Origin of the sequence: Planomicrobium sp. CPCC 101079, from assembly GCF_007859275.1 — a bacterium.
GTDB lineage: Bacteria > Bacillota > Bacilli > Bacillales_A > Planococcaceae > Planococcus.
In genome coordinates this window covers 49,616-67,095 of the sequence record NZ_VOHC01000028.1, presented here as the reverse complement: position 1 = coordinate 67,095, position 17,480 = coordinate 49,616, and the positions used below count along the sequence as shown (strand labels likewise).

16 protein-coding genes are annotated in these 17,480 nt (G+C 45.3%); 11 read left to right on the top strand and 5 right to left on the bottom strand.

The window, feature by feature from the left end; genetic code table 11:
• The first annotated feature begins 31 nt into the window (after positions 1-31).
• Positions 32-361, top strand: coding sequence for an ArsR/SmtB family transcription factor (locus FQV28_RS12445; protein WP_146496824.1), 330 nt, complete (start codon positions 32-34; stop codon positions 359-361).
• Between the two features lie 15 nt (positions 362-376).
• Positions 377-1,672, top strand: a complete 1,296-nt coding sequence (locus FQV28_RS12440) for an arsenic transporter (protein ID WP_146496823.1) — start codon at positions 377-379, stop codon at positions 1,670-1,672.
• A 43-nt stretch (positions 1,673-1,715) separates the two neighbouring features.
• Here FQV28_RS12440 and FQV28_RS12435 read toward each other — a convergent pair whose 3' ends face one another.
• A complete protein-coding gene (locus FQV28_RS12435) occupies positions 1,716-2,519 on the bottom strand; it encodes a GNAT family N-acetyltransferase (RefSeq protein WP_146496822.1) in 804 nt (267 codons plus the stop codon).
• 217 nt (positions 2,520-2,736) lie between these two features.
• Between FQV28_RS12435 and FQV28_RS12430 the strand changes: the two genes are divergently transcribed.
• From FQV28_RS12430 to FQV28_RS12415, 4 genes are all read left to right on the top strand, one after another.
• Positions 2,737-3,663, top strand: a complete 927-nt coding sequence (locus FQV28_RS12430; protein WP_146496821.1) for a manganese-dependent inorganic pyrophosphatase — start codon at positions 2,737-2,739, stop codon at positions 3,661-3,663.
• 241 nt (positions 3,664-3,904) lie between these two features.
• The gene (locus FQV28_RS12425) at positions 3,905-4,606 is read left to right on the top strand and encodes a DsbA family oxidoreductase (protein ID WP_146496820.1); all 702 of its coding nucleotides are present in this window, start codon (positions 3,905-3,907) and stop codon (positions 4,604-4,606) included.
• A 99-nt stretch (positions 4,607-4,705) separates the two neighbouring features.
• A complete protein-coding gene (locus FQV28_RS12420; protein ID WP_146496819.1) occupies positions 4,706-5,335 on the top strand; it encodes an FMN-dependent NADH-azoreductase in 630 nt (209 codons plus the stop codon).
• Between the two features lie 116 nt (positions 5,336-5,451).
• Positions 5,452-7,002 carry an FAD-dependent oxidoreductase gene (locus FQV28_RS12415; protein WP_146496818.1) on the top strand — a complete coding sequence of 517 codons (1,551 nt, stop codon included), beginning with the start codon at positions 5,452-5,454 and terminating at the stop codon, positions 7,000-7,002.
• A gap of 45 nt (positions 7,003-7,047) precedes the next feature.
• On the opposite strand, the gene FQV28_RS12410 is transcribed toward FQV28_RS12415, so the two are convergent.
• Positions 7,048-8,403 carry an MATE family efflux transporter gene (locus tag FQV28_RS12410; protein ID WP_370455133.1) on the bottom strand — a complete coding sequence of 452 codons (1,356 nt, stop codon included), beginning with the start codon at positions 8,401-8,403 and terminating at the stop codon, positions 7,048-7,050.
• A 335-nt stretch (positions 8,404-8,738) separates the two neighbouring features.
• On the bottom strand, positions 8,739-9,260 hold the full coding sequence (locus tag FQV28_RS12405; RefSeq protein ID WP_146496817.1) for a YceI family protein: 522 nt from the start codon (positions 9,258-9,260) through the stop codon (positions 8,739-8,741).
• A 205-nt stretch (positions 9,261-9,465) separates the two neighbouring features.
• On the opposite strand from FQV28_RS12405, the gene murB reads away from it, so the two are divergent.
• The 5 genes from murB to FQV28_RS12380 all read left to right on the top strand — a co-directional run bounded on the left by murB (position 9,466) and on the right by FQV28_RS12380 (position 15,129).
• Positions 9,466-10,383: a UDP-N-acetylmuramate dehydrogenase gene (gene murB / locus FQV28_RS12400; protein WP_146496816.1), complete on the top strand. Its 918-nt coding sequence runs from the start codon at positions 9,466-9,468 to the stop codon at positions 10,381-10,383.
• 95 nt (positions 10,384-10,478) lie between these two features.
• Positions 10,479-11,954, top strand: a complete 1,476-nt coding sequence (locus tag FQV28_RS12395; RefSeq protein WP_146496815.1) for a potassium/proton antiporter — start codon at positions 10,479-10,481, stop codon at positions 11,952-11,954.
• Between the two features lie 131 nt (positions 11,955-12,085).
• On the top strand, positions 12,086-14,413 hold the full coding sequence (locus FQV28_RS12390) for a penicillin acylase family protein (protein ID WP_255472958.1): 2,328 nt from the start codon (positions 12,086-12,088) through the stop codon (positions 14,411-14,413).
• Between the two features lie 39 nt (positions 14,414-14,452).
• A complete protein-coding gene (locus FQV28_RS12385; RefSeq protein WP_146496813.1) occupies positions 14,453-14,803 on the top strand; it encodes a fluoride efflux transporter FluC in 351 nt (116 codons plus the stop codon).
• Positions 14,800-15,129 carry a fluoride efflux transporter FluC gene (locus FQV28_RS12380; protein WP_146496812.1) on the top strand — a complete coding sequence of 110 codons (330 nt, stop codon included), beginning with the start codon at positions 14,800-14,802 and terminating at the stop codon, positions 15,127-15,129. The genes FQV28_RS12385 and FQV28_RS12380 overlap by 4 nt, the downstream gene beginning before the upstream one ends.
• Before the next feature lie 140 nt (positions 15,130-15,269).
• Here the strand turns inward: FQV28_RS12380 and FQV28_RS12375 are convergent, their stop codons facing one another.
• Together FQV28_RS12375 and FQV28_RS12370 are read right to left on the bottom strand one after the other, a co-directional pair.
• The gene (locus FQV28_RS12375; RefSeq protein WP_146496811.1) at positions 15,270-15,689 is read right to left on the bottom strand and encodes a universal stress protein; all 420 of its coding nucleotides are present in this window, start codon (positions 15,687-15,689) and stop codon (positions 15,270-15,272) included.
• Positions 15,690-15,701: 12 nt separating this feature from the next.
• Positions 15,702-17,174, bottom strand: a complete 1,473-nt coding sequence (locus FQV28_RS12370) for a SulP family inorganic anion transporter (RefSeq protein WP_146496810.1) — start codon at positions 17,172-17,174, stop codon at positions 15,702-15,704.
• Positions 17,175-17,480: the final 306 nt, after the last annotated feature.

Genomic DNA, 17,480 nt, shown 5'->3' with positions numbered 1-17,480 from the left:
AAATCTATTATAAATAAGAAGGTGGCATAGTATGGATTATTCGCAAATGGAATTGTATTTGAAAGCAGTCGGAGATCATAACCGGATGCTTATATTAAAATACCTAATGAAAGAAGCATTGTGCATTTGCGAGTTTACAGAGCTTCTGGACATGACCCAGCCGGCGATTTCGCAGCACATGCGCAAACTCAAAGCGGCGGAATTGGTCATGGAGGAAAAGCGCGGCCGCTGGACGATTTGGTCGTTGAACACACGGCATCCGCAATATCCGATTTTGCTCCATTTATTGAGTTTACTGCCGGAACCGGAGCGGACAATCGAATCATTGGCGGCAGAAGGAAAAAGGGTAATCTGTGAATAGGGAGTTGTATTAGTAGTGGAAGTTTGGTTAGCGGGAATTATTTTTATCATTACCTTGTTTTTGGTGATTGCACAGCCGAGAAACTTGTCGATCGGCTGGTCGGCAATCGGGGGCGCGATTGTTGCGCTGATTTTTGGAGTTGTCGATTTTGGCGACGTCTGGGATGTAACGGGAATTGTCTGGAATGCTACTTTGACTTTTGTTGCACTCATTATCATTTCACTGATTCTCGATGAAATCGGATTTTTTGAATGGGCCGCTTTGCACATGGGGCGGTTTGCCAAAGGCAGTGGCCTGCGCATGTTTTTACTTGTAACGTTTCTTGGCGCTGTTGTGGCGGCGCTGTTTGCCAATGATGGTGCTGCACTCATTTTAACCCCAATTGTCTTGGCGATGGTCCGTGCATTGAATTTTAAAGATGCCATGATATTGCCGTTTATTATGGCTTCGGGGTTTATCGCAGATACAGCATCCTTGCCGTTCGTCATCAGCAACCTTGTCAATATTGTCTCTGCGGACTTTTTCGGAATCGGTTTTACCGAATATGCATTACATATGGTAGTGCCGAACCTTTTCAGCATCCTGGCAAGTATGCTTGTCTTGTATTTGTATTTTAGAAAAAGCATTCCAAAGAACTTTGATAGCAGCGTACTGAAAAAACCGGGTTCGGCAATAAAAGATTTAAAGATGTTCCGCTTGTCATGGGCGGTTCTCGGAATTCTCCTAATTGGCTATTTCCTGAGCGGGCCGCTGGAGATTCCGGTATCCATTATCGCTGGCGCCGTAGCGATTCTGTTTTTGGCCATCGCGCGCAGAAGTGAAGCTGTGCATACGCGAGCAGTCATCAAAGGCGCACCCTGGGCAATCGTCTTTTTCTCAATCGGCATGTATGTGGTCGTTTATGGCCTGCGCAATGTCGGGCTCACATCTGTACTTGCTACGGCTATTGAGTGGACAGCAAGCCATGGCTTGTATGCGGCAACGATTGGCATGGGCTTCATCGCAGCGATTCTGTCTTCAGTGATGAACAATATGCCAACGGTTATGATTGACGCGCTCGCCATTGCAGATACAAATACAGCTGGCGTGACTCGGGATGCGTTAATTTACGCAAACGTTATTGGGTCCGACCTCGGGCCGAAAATCACGCCAATCGGTTCATTGGCTACACTTCTTTGGCTGCATGTTCTGCGCGCGAAGGGCGTGAAAATCAGCTGGGGCTATTATTTTAAAATTGGAATCATCTTGACGATTCCAACGCTATTCATCACATTGACCGGATTGTATTTCTGGTTGCTGGTATTGAATTAAAAAAACACATTAAAAAAGAGGCCTGCAAATGCAAGCCTCTTTTTTAATCGAGAAATTTTGCCATGTAGAATTCATCGTGCGGTTGTTCATCGATGATGAGTGATTTTTTTCGTACGCCTTCTTTTGCATAGCCGGCTTTTTCATACAAATTGATAGCAGGTATATTCTCGGCGACTACAGTCAATTCCAAGCGCGTAACACCTTTTGCAAGCGCCCACTCCTCAGCTCTTTGGAGAAGTGAAGAAGCGATTCCTTTCCCTCTGGCGTTCTCTTGAATTCCAAGAACAATGGCGGCTCGGTGGGCAGCCCGCTTAGCGGCGTTCCCGATAATCATCAAATAGCCGACATGTTCGCCGTTCAAGATGGCAATAAAGATTGTGGAATGGCCATTTTTCTTCCATTCGATGATTTGCTTCCGGACTTTTTGCGTTGATTGTACGTGTTCATCTTTGCCGTACAGCATGAAATCCGATTCTGCTTCTACTGTTTTTTGCAGTGTTACAAGTGAGCTGGCGTCACCGTGTTCAGCAGTCCGGATCAACAGGATGTCCTCGTCGATATCAGCGCCTCCATTTGCGCCTCCATTGGAAAGGTCGATTCGTTCAAAAACAACGTAGCGGTTCGGTTCAACATCTTTAACGAGATAACCCGCATCGATCCAAGCATGAAAATGTTTTGCAGGAGCTTTTGTTTTTTTCCACCAACTTTTATTTAAATAGGCGGCATTGGGCAATTGCTGGCCCATAATTTTCTCAATTTCATTAAAACTTAGCCTAATTGATGGATTTGTAGCAGACGAAAAATAATTTGCTAATGGAATGTATTTTTTTTCCAATAAAATAGTCAATTTCTTCTCTCCTTTTCGTCTATTTCGATTATATTTACTGATGATTATATCATTAGTCCTATTGATAAGTACACAATTTTTCCCTTAATATTTAAAAATTCTATTTATTTCATATGAGAATAGATTTTCTTCCTACTAACTCCCTTGCCGGTATTTCCAAAAGGCTGACTTATGGTAGAATAATCACGGAAAACAACTAAAACCAGGAGGCACCAGTATGTCAAAAACTTTTGTATTAGGCCACAAAAATCCAGATACCGATTCAATCTGTTCTGCTATTTCATATGCGTACTTGAAAAACGAAATCGGAATGGACGTTGAACCAATCCGTCTTGGCGAATTGAACAACGAAACGCTTTATGCGCTTGAACAGTTCAATTTTGAGCATCCACGCCTTGTTACCCGTGTAGCGGCTGAAGTTTCCCAAGTGATTCTAGTCGACCACAACGAGCGCCAACAAAGCGCTGAAGACATTGATGATGTGCAAGTGATCGAAGTCATCGACCACCACCGCATCGCAAACTTCGAAACAACCGATCCGCTTTATTTCCGTGCTGAGCCTGTAGGGTGTACAGCCACAATTTTATTGAAATTATTTAAAGAACATGGAGTGGCGGTTCCGGCAAATGTTGCAGGGCTAATGTTATCAGCCATCATTTCAGATTCATTGTTATTTAAATCTCCAACTTGCACTGAGCAGGATATCCAAGCTGCCCGGGAACTTGCCGAACTTGCAGGCGTTGACGCAGCGGAATACGGTCTGGCTATGTTAAAAGCCGGCGCCGACCTAAGCAATAAAACATTGGAAGATTTGATGTCATTGGATTCAAAAGAATTCGAAGCCGGCGCCCACCATTTCGAGGTTGCTCAAGTTAATGCAATCGGAGTGGATGACGTTATTAGCCGCCAAAAAGAACTGGAAGTGCTGATGGAGCAAGTCATCGCGAAAAAAGGCTTGTCGCTTTTCGTCTTCGTCGTAACGGATATTTTAAACAATGATTCGGTCGGCATTGTCCTTGGAGAACAATCGGGCATTATCGAATCCGCATTCAAATCGAGCGTAATCGATAACCGTGTGCTTCTTCCAGGCGTCGTTTCACGCAAAAAACAAATCGTGCCAGTTATTACTGAAGCACTTAGCTGATTCCCTTTTGGGAGTCAGTTTTTTTTTGCGGGAAAAAATTGTGTATTTTGGTGCTTATTGCAGACCCTCCAGCGCCCAGATTCTCGGGTCATAAGCCTTCCCGGCTGTGCGGCAAAAAGCGCCGCGTCGCCGGTTTGTCTTATGCCTGTCGAATCTACACGGGCGCCTGCGCTTTTCTTATAAGCAAAAAAATTGAGGCTGTTGTCTTCTGTTGTTATAGTAGGTGCAAGAGGTGGATAAAATGAAAATTGAAATTTGGTCAGATTATGCATGCCCATTTTGTTACATAGGCAAGCGGACATTCGAACAAGCGTTAAAGCAATCCGGGTTTGAAGGCAAGGCGGAAATTTCATTTAAAGCCTTTCAACTAGATCCAGATGCACCGAACAATTCGGCCATTTCGATTTATGATCACTTGGCCAAAAAAATGGGCCAGACAGTGGAGCAGGCAAAAGCAATGACGCAAGATGTTGCTGAACACGCTCGAACAGTCGGACTCCAATTTAACTTTGACGATATGATTCATACCAATACATTTACGGCGCACCGCTTAGCAAAGTGGGCCGAAAGCATAGGGAAAGACGCGGTAGTCGCGGAAAAATTGCTTCATGGGTATTTCGCTGAAGCAAAAAATGTCGGCGACAAAGATGTACTTGTTGATATTGCTGAAGAAGCGGAATTGCCGCGAGAGGAAGCGCAAGCGGTTGTCGCTTCTGAGCAGTTTTCGGAAGAAGTATTAAACGACATAGAAGAAGCCCGCCAGATTGGCATCCAGGGCGTGCCATTTTTTGTAGTTAACCGCAAATACGCTTTATCTGGCGCTCAGTCTCTTGAAACATTTGTAGAAGCGATTACTCAAATTGCAGAAGAAGAAGGCATCCGTCCAGAGTCAAAGCCACGTAGCAAAACTAGTTACTGTACTGGAGACTCCTGCGAAGTATGAACATGAGCAGAGTGATGGACTTTCACTCTGCTTTCATTTATGATTAAGTTATCTTGAATTGAAGATAAATAATTTTAGAATAAAAGGAGTTTTCAATTAATGAATGTACTAGTAGTAAAAGCAAACAACCGTCCTGCAACTGAAGGCGTTTCTAGTAAAATGTATGAAGTATTTATGAATGAAATGGGAACAGACGTAAATGTTACAACATTTGATGTCTTTAAAGAAGATATGCCCTACTTCGGGCAAGACTTTTTCGATGCAATGCAGAAATCAGCTCAAGCTGAAGCAATGACCGAAGTAGAGCAGCGCATTCTGACTGCTTCTGCTAAAGCAATGGATGCTTTCATGGAAGCGGATGTCGTTGTATTTGCCTTCCCGTTGTGGAACATGACAATTCCAGCGGCACTTCAAACTTTCATCGATTATATTTATCGTGCAGGCGTTACGTTCAAATATACTGAAAATGGTCCAGTTGGCCTTGTGCCGGATAAAAAAGTCATCATCTTGAATGCACGTGGAGGCATTTATTCCACTCCAGAAATGGCACCGGCTGAAATGAGCGTTACGTACGTCCGCAACATCATGAACTTCTTTGGCATCCAAGATATCAACGAAGTTATCATCGAAGGCCATGCCCTTGATCCTAATGCTGCCCCTTCAATCATTGAAGAAGGCATGGAACGCGTAAAAGAAGCAGCCCGCCAACTTCAAGGCATTAAAGCGTAATATTTTATATAATAAAGTAAGCCCAAAAGCGTATCTTCGCTTTTGGGCTTACTTTATTGATTAAAATTAGCATGAAAGGGTAGATATCTTATAAAACGGTTATGAGGAGGCAGAGTATGTTAAAAGAGGAAAACACTAGCCGGGTCCCGGAGTTTCCAAAATCGTACTGGCGAGATGTCAAAGACCTACCGAAATTTCCGGCGCTGCAGGAAAATGAATCAACCGATATTGCTGTAGTGGGTGGCGGAATCACTGGAATTATCAGTGCTTATCTGTTAGCAAAAGCAGGAAGAAAAGTTACTTTGATTGATGCCGGAAGATTAATGGATGGAGTGACAGGGAACACAACCGCAAAAATCACAGCGCAGCATGGCCTGTTTTATTATCCTTTGATCAAGATTATGGGTGAAGAAAAAGCACGCTTGTACTATGAAGCGAATCTTGAAGGCTTGGACTGGATCAAACAAACCGCTGCTGATTTGAATATCGACTGTGATTTCTCGCATCAAAACGCGTTCGTCTACTCCCAGTCGAAAATCGGGGCCAAGCTTATTGAAAAAGAAGGGGAAGCTTATCGGCAGTTAGGAATCGATGGCGGTTTGGCAAAAGATGAAGTCGAGCTCCCTTATGAAGTCGAGCAAGCAATTATTATGCGCAACCAAGCACAGTTCCATCCGGTTAAATTTCTGACAGGCTTGGTGCATGAAATTGAGCGGCTTGGCGGAAAAATTTATGAAAAAACGCGCGCGGTGAAGATTTTAAAGAAAAACGACCCGGTCATCCAGACAGAAAACATGTCCCATTTATCATGCAACAAGGTGATTGTTGCGACCCATTATCCTTTCAATGACTCGGACGGCTTTTATTTTGCACGCATGAACATTACCCGCTCCTATGTTATCGGTGTTCGGACGAACGGCCCAATTCCAAACGATATGTATGTCAGTGTTGATATGCCGTCGCGTTCATTGCGCTATGCAACTACCGATGACGGTGAAAAGCTTTTGCTGATCGGTGGAGACGGGCATCCGACAGGAAAAAGCAAAACAGAAATGATGCAGCATTACCGCAACCTTGAACAATTTGGAGAAGAGCACTTCGGCATTGAAGACATTCCTTACCGCTGGTCCGCGCAGGATATGACCACGCTCGATAAAGTGCCTTATATCGGAACTGTCACGGCAGGTTATGACAACATCCTCGTCGCGACCGGCTTCCACAAATGGGGGATGGCACACGGTGCGGTTGCCGGGCTGTTGCTGTCGGACCAGATTCTTGGGAATGCCAACCGCTATGCAGAGCTTTACGATCCGACACGTCCGAAATTGAAAGCGGTCGATATTGCGAGCTTCCTGAAAGACAACGGCGGCGTAGCAAAAGAACTGATTAAAGGCAAGCTGAAGATGCCATACAAAACGGTCGATAGCTTAGGCAAGGATGAAGGCGGCCTAGTCAAAGTCGGCGCAAAAAAAGCAGGAGGCTACCGGGACAAATACGGGCAAGTCCATTTGGTTGATACGACTTGTACCCATATGGGGTGTGAAACTGCATGGAACGACGCAGAACGTTCATGGGATTGCCCATGCCATGGTTCCCGGTTCTCGTATACCGGTGAAGTCATGGAAGGGCCAGCTGTAAAACCGCTAAACAAACTTGGCGATCAATAAAAAAAGGCAGCTAATCAAAACATTGATTAGCTGCCTTTTGCCGTTCTATTGCTGTGGCCGGTTCTCCAAATAGGCAATCCAAGCTTTTGAACGCCACCGATAAAACATGATGGCTCCCCGGACCCACTCGTCCATAATTGAAGCGATCCAAATGCCGACAAGACCGTAAGCAAAATGGATGCCGAGTACGTAAGAGAAAACCACACCCAAGCCCCACATCGACATAGTGCCGAAAATGAGGGGGAACTTCATATCCCCAACCGCGCGGAGAGATGTAATGATCATCATATTGATCGCACGTCCAGGTTCTAAAATGATAGCCAAGTAAATAAGTTTTTTAGCATCTTGGACAATGGCCGGATCATTGGTGAACAGAGACAACAGGGGTTCTGAGACAAGCGAGAAGGCGATTGCCAAGACCGCCGAAACGGCAATTGCCAATTTCAGGCTGTCCAAGCAGCGCTTATAGGCATCGTCGTATTCTTTTGCGCCGACATGGCGGGCGACTAGGATTTGCGTGCCTTGAGATAATGCCATGCTTCCCAGGACGATAAAACTCATTATATTAAACGCATAAATGCGTGTAGTGACAAACATTGTTCCCATATACGTAGTGATAAAGAAGATGGTGACGAACTGGCTTAAGTTGTATGAGATTTGTTCTGCTGCAGCAGGCAGACCGATATGCAGCAATTCTTTCAAGTGGGTTTTCGGCAACTTGAATGCTTTAAACAAACCGAGCGGTTCTTTTATCCGCTTTTTCAGTATATAAATAAAAGCTGTCAAAGCTAACAAACGGCTGATAGTTGTCCCCATAGCGACCCCTGCAACTCCTAAGACAGGGAAGCCAAGCGGTCCAAATAAAACTACATAGTTCAATAAAATATGAAATACATTCATTGCAATATTTATATACATAGCATCTTTTGTAAAGCCGTGACTGCGCAAGATTGCACTGAGAGTCAGCATAGCCGCTTGGATAAACATGAAGCTTCCGACGAGCGTCAAATAACTTTGTGCTTCTAATGCGACATGCCCGCTGACATTCATCCACTCAAGAATCTTGTCTTGGAAAAGATAGATGCCGCCGCTTAAAACGATTCCGATTCCTAAATTTGCAATAATGGAAACAGCGGCCAATTCACTGGCGCGTTGCTTGTTTCCTGCACCCAATGCCTGAGACATGAGTACGGTGGTCCCCGTGACGATAAATCCAAACATGACAATCAGCAAATAGATAATCTGATTTGCTATTCCAACTGCGGCTACTGCATCATCTGAATATTGGCTGAGCATAAACGTGTCGACATTCCCCATCAACATGGCTAAAAGCAGCTCAGCGAATATTGGTATTGTCAATGCGGGCAATGTAAATTGCTTCGCATTTTCTTTTGCGATCAATTGATTCGTACTCCTTTATTATAGCTAAAAAATAAACAACGTTGTCCATAATACGACAGTCGATATAGTGAGTCAATGGGGAAGACTTATATTTTACAGATATATTTTTTTGAAATAAAGACAAGAAAAAGTAAAAGATAAATTAGAAAATGCAGGCATATTATCAGAAGAAGTAGTATATTCTATAAATATAATGATAGTAGGAAAAGTTGAAACAAAGTCTGTTAACTACATAAAAAGACTGTAAGAAGTTCCCGGATTTCCAGGTCTTCCTACAGTTTAAGGTGTTTCGCTTTTTGTTTATCAGAGCTGAACAGGCGGTTCCGCCTTTCTACTTAAGCAGGTGTTGCTTGTAGGTCTAGAGAGATCTTGATGTCTTCGCCGACTAATACGCCGCCTGTTTCCAAAGCTTGGTTCCAAGTAAGGCCGAAATCTTTGCGGTTCACTTTTCCTTCAGCATTGAATGCTACTACTTCTTGGCCCCATGGGTTCGTGCCTTTGCCGCCGTATTCTACTTCGAAAGTAGCTGGGCGCGTAATGCCTTTCATTGTAAGATCGCCAGTCAGCTCATATTCGTCGCCTTTTTTCACGATGTCGCTTGCTTTGAATGTAATGTATGGAAATTCTTCAGCGTCAAAGAAATCAGCGCCACGCAAGTGAGCATCGCGGTCTGCATTGTTTGTGTTAATGCTTGCCACGTCGATTTTGAAATCGATCAAAGCGCCTTGAAGATCTTCTTCGTTTGCTTCAACTGTTGCATCATAAGCACCGAAAGAGCCTTTGACTTTTGAAATCATCATGTGCTTTACGGAAAAACCAACTTCTGAGTGTGCTGCATCTACTGTCCATTTTTTCATGAGTATTGCCTCCTAAGATTTAATGTTCTGTTATAACTATAACCAGCAACTATCTCAGTGTCAATAAGTTTTAATTAAAAACTCTCGAATTCGAGATTATTTTTTTATATGACTTTAGAACGGAACATCGGGATATAGCTTGTCAAACAGTCCCGAACATCGGATACTAATAGAAGCGAAAAGAATTAGAAGGGATTTGCTCTAGATGACGAAAGAAAGATGGCTAGAAGATTTATGCCGTTTTTTGCCTGAACAACAGGTGAAAATCGATGAGCCGCTACACCTGCATACGTTAACGCGAATGGGTGGGCCAGCTGATATTTTTGTAACACCAAAGACTGAAGATGAAACTGCTGCGACAGTTAAATATGCATATGAAAATAATATACCGCTTTTGCTTCTTGGAAATGGATCGAATATGGTCGTGCGTGACGGAGGGGTCAGAGGCATTGTTCTTAATCTGAAAAGCCTCCAGGCTATCCGCATTGATGGTGTTAGCGTCTATGCCCAAGGCGGAGCGCACATAAAAGAAGTATCCAAGGCAGCAGCAAAGCAGCGGCTTACGGGTATGGAATTCGCTTGCGGCATTCCAGGTTCAATCGGCGGTGCATTGGCAATGAATGCAGGCGCGTATGGCGGGGAGATCAAAGACGTCATACGGCAGGCGACTGTTTTAACCCGTGAAGGTAAAAAACTCGTATTATCCAAAGAAGAATTGGCTTTAAGTTACCGAAAAAGTGTCATTACGAAAAAAGGCTATTATGTTTTGTCTGCTGAATTCGACTTGGAGGTCGGCAAGCAAAGTATAATCGATGCGAAAATGAGCGAACTCACTTACCAAAGAGAATCCAAACAGCCTTTGGAATTTCCTTCGGCTGGCAGTGTGTTCAAGCGCCCGCCTGGGAATTTTGCGGGCAAGCTGATCCAAGAAAGCGGTCTTCAGGGCAAAGGGTTTGGCGGAGCGGAAGTTTCCACAAAACATGCAGGGTTTATCGTCAACAAAAACAACGCTACAGCAAATGACTATATCCAGACAATTGAAATGGTTAAGTCAGCAGTCCGTGAGAAGTTCGGTATTGACCTTGAGCTAGAGGTGAAAATTGTCGGAGAAGATTTAGCATAATATAGAAGCGATGCCCGTTACTAGAGGCATCGCTTTTATTTTTTTAAAATGTCTATGTTATAATTGGGCTATTCAAAAGAGGTGGAGGGGAAAGGATGATAGACTTTTCGACAAACGGCATCATTTTAATTGGCGGTATTTTCCTCTTAGCCGGTGTACTCATGACAAAAGTCTCTTCACGCGCCGGTGTTCCTTCCCTCGTTCTCTTCATGATTATCGGAATGTCCTTAGGAAGCGATGTTTCAGGGTTGATCTATTTCTCAAATGCAGAAATTGCCCAATTGGTCGGCATTGTCGCATTGATTTTCATCTTGTTCGAAGGTGGATTGCAAGCAAGCTGGAAACACATTCGGCCAGTGCTTGGCGGTTCACTTGTTTTAGCGACGGTCGGAGTAGTCATTACGACATCAATTGTCGCCGTAACGGCTTATTATATTTTAGAAATCAATTGGGTTGAAGCTTTTTTGCTGGGTTCCATTGTGGGCTCTACTGATGCCGCGGCGGTGTTTTCAGTTCTTGCCGGCCAAAACATCAAATCCAAAATCTCTTCTACGCTAGAAGCAGAGTCTGGGACCAATGATCCGATGGCGATGTTTTTGACTATTGCTTTTATTCATTTGATCGAGGCACCTGATTCATCTGTCGGGCAATTGGTCGGAGATTTTGTTTTGGAAATGGGAATCGGGGCTGTTATTGGTATAGGAATGGGATTTGTGGCAGTATGGGCGATCAACCACAGCAGTTTGGACGCTCCTGGTTTGTATGCCGTGTTATCTGCGGGGTTTGCCATCTTCATCTATAGCTTTGCTGCGACACTCCATGGCAGCGGATTGCTGGCAGTCTATCTTGCAGCGCTTGTGATGGGGACACGGGAATTGACACAGAGCTATTCGATTATCAGTTTCCATGAAGGAGTCGCGTGGCTCATGCAGATTCTCATGTTCGTCATGCTTGGATTACTCGTTTTCCCAAGCCAGCTGGCCGATTGGGATTTGATTTGGAGAGGACTTGTCTTATCGCTTGTGCTGCTTCTTGTAGCACGTCCGATTGCGGTTTTTGTTTCGACCATTTTCTTCGATTACTCTGTAAAAGAAAAAATCTTCCTTTCGTGGGCGGGATTAAGAGGTGCCGTGCCGATTGTCCTTGCCACTTTTCCACTGTTAGCAGGCGTGGACAACAGCTTCTTGTTCTTTAATATCGTGTTCTTTATCGTCATCACATCGGCCTTGTTCCAAGGTTCGACTATTCCTTTTATGGCAAGGAAGTTAGCGCTTAACGGGCGCCCACAACCAAAACGCATCCATTCTTTGGAGCTGGTGTCAATGGACCGGGCTAATGCCGAGATGCTGGAAATCGAACTAACAGCAAAATCTCCATTTGCCGGCCAGCTCGTCCAGACCATCGGCCTGCCGAGACAAACAGTTATCAGCGCCATCATCCGGTCTGGAAAACTGGTCATGCCAACTGGAAAAACGAAACTGAAAGTTGGAGATGTTTTGTACGTTCTGGCAGAGAAAAAACAAGTGGCCAAAGTAAAGATGGTGCTTGGAGAAGAAGATATAGCCAACTAACCCGCTGCCAGCGGGTTTTTGTTTTGATGAAGAGGATTTTTTTCGGCTGCAGTCGAATGAAATACCATATAAGGAAAAAAGGAGGGACTTTGGTGCCGGAGCAGGTAAGAAAAGGGTCAAAGCTAAGGTGGATGTTAGGGGTTGTCGGTGCGCTAGTAGTTCTCGCTATTATTGCATTGATTTTTGTAAACGTTTTCATAAATAAATCGAAACCGAGAATTGAAGGTGAAACGGCAGTCAGTATTTTGGATGATCGAGTGAGCGTTATAAGAGATGAAATCGGTGTGCCGCATATTAAAGCAGGGACAGATGCGGATTTGTACCGTGCGCAAGGTTACGTACAAGCCCAAGACCGCATGTTTCAAATGGATTTATCGCGTAGGCAGGCAAGCGGGCGTTTGGCGGAAGTGGTCGGAGATGCCGCAGTCGATACCGATAAGTTTTTTCGGGCGTTCGGTTTGCGGAATGCAGCTGAAAAATCATGGGATGGGTATAATGAGGAAGCGAAACAAGTGCTCGAATGGTATGCGGAAGGCGTAAATGCGTACATAAAAGAAGCGAAAGCAGAAGGGACGCTGAGTTTTGAATTTGCACTGCTCGGCTACGAACCGGAGGATTGGTCGCCGACCGATTCACTGGCTATCGGCAAATACATGGCATATGACCTTGGAGGAAATTGGTCGACGCTCGCTATACGGCACTGGGCCTTAAATGAGTTTTCGGAAAACAAGGCGCGGGAGTTGTTTATTGACTATCCGGAAAACGCGCCATCGATTATTGAAGCAAATTTAAAACAAAAGGTGAAAGTGGCGGGGGATTTTGATAGTTCTGTTATTCCGCCGGAATTCAATGGCAGCAACAATTGGGTTGTATCTGGAGATAAAACGGAAAGTGGAAAGCCGCTGTTGGCAGATGATCCGCATCTTGGACTCAGTACACCGTCGATTTGGTACCAAATGCATTTAGAATCGCCAAAACAAAATGTCAGCGGCGTTATTTTCGCGGGAATTCCTGGCATCATCTTAGGCCATAATGAAAAAATAGCCTGGGGCGTGACGAATGTCGGGCCGGATGTCCAGGATTTGTATATCGAAACGCCGAATCCGAAAGATGCCCATCAGTTTTTATACGAAGGCAACTGGGAGCAAGCGGAAGTCCGCAATGAACCGATCAAAGTAAAAGACGGCAAGACGGAAGAGTTTGAAGTGGTCGTTACACGCCATGGTCCGATCATTTCAAACGTCTTGTACGAAGAAGAAGATCCGGGCGCCTTGTTCTCGATGCAATGGACAGCGCTTGAGCCGACATTGGAGCTTCAGGCGATTCTCGGTTTCAACAAAGCATCAAACTGGGAAGAGTTTGAAACAGCGCTGGAAGACTTTCAGGCACCGGCGCAAAACTTTGTATTCGCTTCAACGGATGGCACCATTGCCTATAAAGCAAATGGACGGATTCCGATCCGGAAGATGGGAGATGGCCAACTGCCGGTCCCTGGAGATTCAGCGGAGTATGGATGGGAAGGATATGTGCCATTTGGCGAATTGCCGCGCGCCGTCAATCCGGAAAGTGGATTTATCGCTACCGCGAACAACAAAGTGGTGGACGACACGTATAAATACCACATCACGGATTTTTGGGCGCAGCCCTACCGTTATGAACGGATAGCGGAAGTGCTTGAATCATCGGACAATTTGACAAAAGAAGATATGATGGCGCTGCAAATGGACCAGAAGAATTTATATGCCGCCGAATTCTTGGAGAAAATGATTGCGGCTGTACGGAGTGAAACTGATAATTTTGATGAACTGCTCAGTATGCTTGAAGAGTGGGATCAAGCGGATGGCCTGGACCAAGCGGAGCCTCTCATTTTCCATCAATGGATCAAGCAATTGCCAGTCACGCTGCTTGCTGATGAATTTCCGGAAGATGTGTTCAGCATGCTGCCAGGAAAAAATCACATTACCGACCAAATGATGCGCGATGCTTTCGCTGGACGAGGAGGGGCGTGGGTGTCGGAGTACGGAGGAGTAGGCAAATGGCTGACAGATGCATTTGCCGAAAGTATAGCTCAAATAGAAGAAGAGTTTGGAAATGATTACGAGGACTGGAAATGGGGAGAGACTCATCAATTGACGTTCCCCCATCCTTTGGCAGGCGCATCGCCGGTTTTTGCGCAATTTTTAAACCCGGCGCCCGTTCCAATTGGCGGATCGAATATTACGGTCCAAGCAGCAGCTTCGGATGCAGAAGGCAATGTCGACCACGGCGCTTCTTGGCGCTTTGTTGCTGATTTGAGCGATTTGTCCAGCGCTTACCATATCGTTGGGCCTGGGCAGAGCGGCCATATGAAATCAGCTTATTTTCATGATCAAGTTGATGATTGGGTGGAAGGAAGATACCATGAAACCGTGCTGACCGGAGATGCGAAAGGGTCGACATTAATCTTATCGCCGGAATAAGCTATAATGAGAGGAAAATGATTAGAGGCGGTAGGATAGATGCGATTTTTGGCGGTTGGTTTGGGCGGAATGGCGGGAGCGCTGCTGCGGGCATGGATTTACACGGCAGTTCCCGTCGGATTCGGGATATGGACGGTTAACCTGGCCGGAAGTTTTTTAATTGGCATAGCAGCTGCATGGCTTGCCGGGAAATCGGCGGAATTGCGGCTATTCGTCTCGACCGGGCTAATCGGTTCATTTACGACTTTTTCCGCTTTCTCTAGCGACTGGTTCCATTATTTAGACCGTTCGCTCCTGCAAGGCCTGGTGTTTGCTGTTGGTATGACGACCGGTTCTGTCGGGTCTGCCGCTTTTGGCTTGTGGATCGGAAGAAAAGGTGGGCGCTTATGATTGGCATTGCAGTTGGTGCGTTTCTTGGAGCGATTGCGCGCTACCTTTTTTACCTTTATGTTGAAAGGAAAGCTTGGCATCCAAAAACAGCAACGTGGCTTGTGAACAGCTTGGGTTCGTTTGCGCTTGGCGCATTTATGGGAAGCGGGAAGCTGTCGGTCTTTTGGATGACTGGATTTTTAGGGGCTTTTACGACGTTTTCCACGATGGCGCTTGATGTGGTCAAAGATATAGAAGACGGCAAATGGCGGAGTGGCTTGGCATATGTGGCGGCCACCTTGCTCATTGGAATTGTGCTGTTCAGCGCAGCCTATACGATTTTTTAAATAAACAGGCATCCTGCAGTTTTGCGGGATGCCTGTTTATTTTAGAAGTTTGGCGAACGTGCATAAAATATAAACTCTCTCTTTCTTCTCTGATTTGCTCGAAAAAGGCGGACAGGCAATTTGCCTGTCCGCCTTTTTAATTACTTCACAATGATAACGGGCGCTTGCACGCGTTTGGCTACTTTATGGCTGACGCTGCCGAGCACCATTTCCTGAAAGGAGTTCAATCCGCGGCTGCCGATGAATACCACGTCATAGCCTGTTTCATTGGCATGCTGGACAATGGTCGGTCCTGGCGTACCATGCAATGTTTTCGTTTCGAATGCTACGCCTTCCGAACGGAAAATTTCTTCTAACGGCAATAAGTGCTTGCGCCGTTCAAAATGGACTTCATCACTGCTTTGGCCATGAAGGATCTCGCTTCGCGCTTTGTCATAATCGATAACATATAAAAGGGTAACGACAGCTTCGGGGTTCGCTTTTGCCATTTTCACCGCTTCGCGGGCGGCTCTGATGGAATGGTCGGAACCGTCTGCTGCAACAAGAATTTTTTGATACATGTAAAATCCCCCTTAATGTTGGCTTGGACTGTTGCCTTCCTTGCCATATGTCGCTAATTTGTTTACGAGTTTTTGGCTTGAAGCATTCAATCCTGTAATTTCTACTTTTTGTGCTTTTGCCTGCAATTTGTTCATTACACGGTCAATAGCCCCAACTCCGGAATCATCCCAAACTGTTGCATCTGTAAAATCCAAAGTGATGTGATCAGCCGGTTCTGCCGTATCGAAATATGCAACGAAGTCTTGACTTGATGCAAAGAATAATTGCCCGTGTATTGTATAGACATTCGACGAATTCTTGTCGAATCCTTTTTTTCGGATTTCCACTCTGGAAATTTTGGCAGCAAACAAAACTGCGCTTAAGATGACGCCTGCAAATACACCTTTTGATAAATCGTGCGTGTAAACGACAACGACGACTGTGACCAACATGACGAGTGCGTCGGATTTTGGCGCGGTCGCCAAATATTTGAATGAACTCCAGTCAAATGTGCCGATGCATACCATGACCATGATGCCGGCAAGAACCGGCATCGGAATTTGGACGACCCAGTTTCCAAGGACAATGATCAAGAACATCAATACGGCCCCTGCAGTAAACGTGGACAAACGCCCGCGTCCGCCCGATTGGACGTTGATGCCGGATTGGCCGATCATCGCGCATCCTGCCATTCCGCCGAAAAAGCCGGTGACGAAATTAGCGATGCCTTGTCCGCGCGCCTCTTGGTTCTTGTCCGAATCCGTTTCAGTCGCATCGTCCAAAATGGAAGCCGTCAACAGTGATTCCAGCAAACCGATGATTGACAAGGCAAGAGCCGTCGGGAAAATGATTTGTAAAGTTTCAAAATTGAATGGTACATCAGGAAGGAAGAACGTCGGCAGGGATTGCGAGATGGTGCCGAGGCTTCCGACATTCTGCATGTCGATGCCGGCATACATAACAATTCCGGACAACACTAGAATAGCGATGAGCGGTGCCGGAATTGCCGTAAAGAAACGCGGCAAAATATAGACGATGGCTAAGGTCACGGCTACAAAAACATAGGTGATTGTATTAATGCCGAAAATAAACGGCACCTGTGCCAAGAAAATCAAAATGGCAAGTGAATTGACAAAACCGATCATGACGGCGCGCGGTATGAATTTCATAAAACGCGCAATTTTCAAGTAGCCAAAAATCAATTGAAGAATTCCTGTTAATATCGTGGCAGCCAACAAATAATCCAATCCATGGTCCCGGACCAGGGAGACCATGGCAAGCGCCATTGCTCCTGTGGCCGCTGAAATCATGGCAGGCCTTCCGCCGACGAAAGAAATGATTACTGCAATAGAGAACGAAGCGTATAGCCCCACCATCGGATCGACTCCGGCAATGATGGAAAAAGCGATCGCTTCTGGAATAAGAGCGAGGGCAACGACGATGCCGGCAAGGATATCCGCGCGGATATTGCCAAACCATTGCTCTTTGTATGACATGGTGTTCAAAAATTCCACTTCCTTTTATATTGGTATAGTTTTGACTCCTCACTCTCAGAGAAGCCCCGGGTTATGGCAATCGTAAGAACTTTATCATTTTTTCTTGAAAGAGTAAATGGTTTTCATTCAAATCTTCGTTTGACTAACATTGCTTGAAGATTTATACTGCAGAAAATAGTCAAAGGCGCATTTGAATGGGAGCTGGAAAGGAAAACAAGTGTATTATTCATTGGTTCAAGTCTGCGTTCACAGCTAATGAAGAATGCCGGCGATCGGGCAAAAGGGAGTGCAATGGGCTTGGAAAGGAACCAGCAA

Excerpts from the sequence above, each read along its gene's own strand:
- FQV28_RS12380 (WP_146496812.1), top strand. The coding sequence starts at position 14,800 with ATGATTGGCATTGCAGTTGGTGCGTTTCTTGGAGCGATTGCGCGCTAC.
- FQV28_RS12375 (WP_146496811.1), bottom strand. The coding sequence starts at position 15,689 with ATGTATCAAAAAATTCTTGTTGCAGCAGACGGTTCCGACCATTCCATC.
- FQV28_RS12445 (WP_146496824.1), top strand. The coding sequence starts at position 32 with ATGGATTATTCGCAAATGGAATTGTATTTGAAAGCAGTCGGAGATCAT.
- FQV28_RS12390 (WP_255472958.1), top strand. The coding sequence starts at position 12,086 with ATGTTAGGGGTTGTCGGTGCGCTAGTAGTTCTCGCTATTATTGCATTG.
- FQV28_RS12405 (WP_146496817.1), bottom strand. The coding sequence starts at position 9,260 with ATGAAAAAATGGACAGTAGATGCAGCACACTCAGAAGTTGGTTTTTCC.
- FQV28_RS12385 (WP_146496813.1), top strand. The coding sequence starts at position 14,453 with ATGCGATTTTTGGCGGTTGGTTTGGGCGGAATGGCGGGAGCGCTGCTG.
- FQV28_RS12420 (WP_146496819.1), top strand. The coding sequence starts at position 4,706 with ATGAATGTACTAGTAGTAAAAGCAAACAACCGTCCTGCAACTGAAGGC.
- FQV28_RS12395 (WP_146496815.1), top strand. The coding sequence starts at position 10,479 with ATGATAGACTTTTCGACAAACGGCATCATTTTAATTGGCGGTATTTTC.
- murB (WP_146496816.1), top strand. The coding sequence starts at position 9,466 with ATGACGAAAGAAAGATGGCTAGAAGATTTATGCCGTTTTTTGCCTGAA.
- FQV28_RS12415 (WP_146496818.1), top strand. The coding sequence starts at position 5,452 with ATGTTAAAAGAGGAAAACACTAGCCGGGTCCCGGAGTTTCCAAAATCG.
- FQV28_RS12425 (WP_146496820.1), top strand. The coding sequence starts at position 3,905 with ATGAAAATTGAAATTTGGTCAGATTATGCATGCCCATTTTGTTACATA.
- FQV28_RS12430 (WP_146496821.1), top strand. The coding sequence starts at position 2,737 with ATGTCAAAAACTTTTGTATTAGGCCACAAAAATCCAGATACCGATTCA.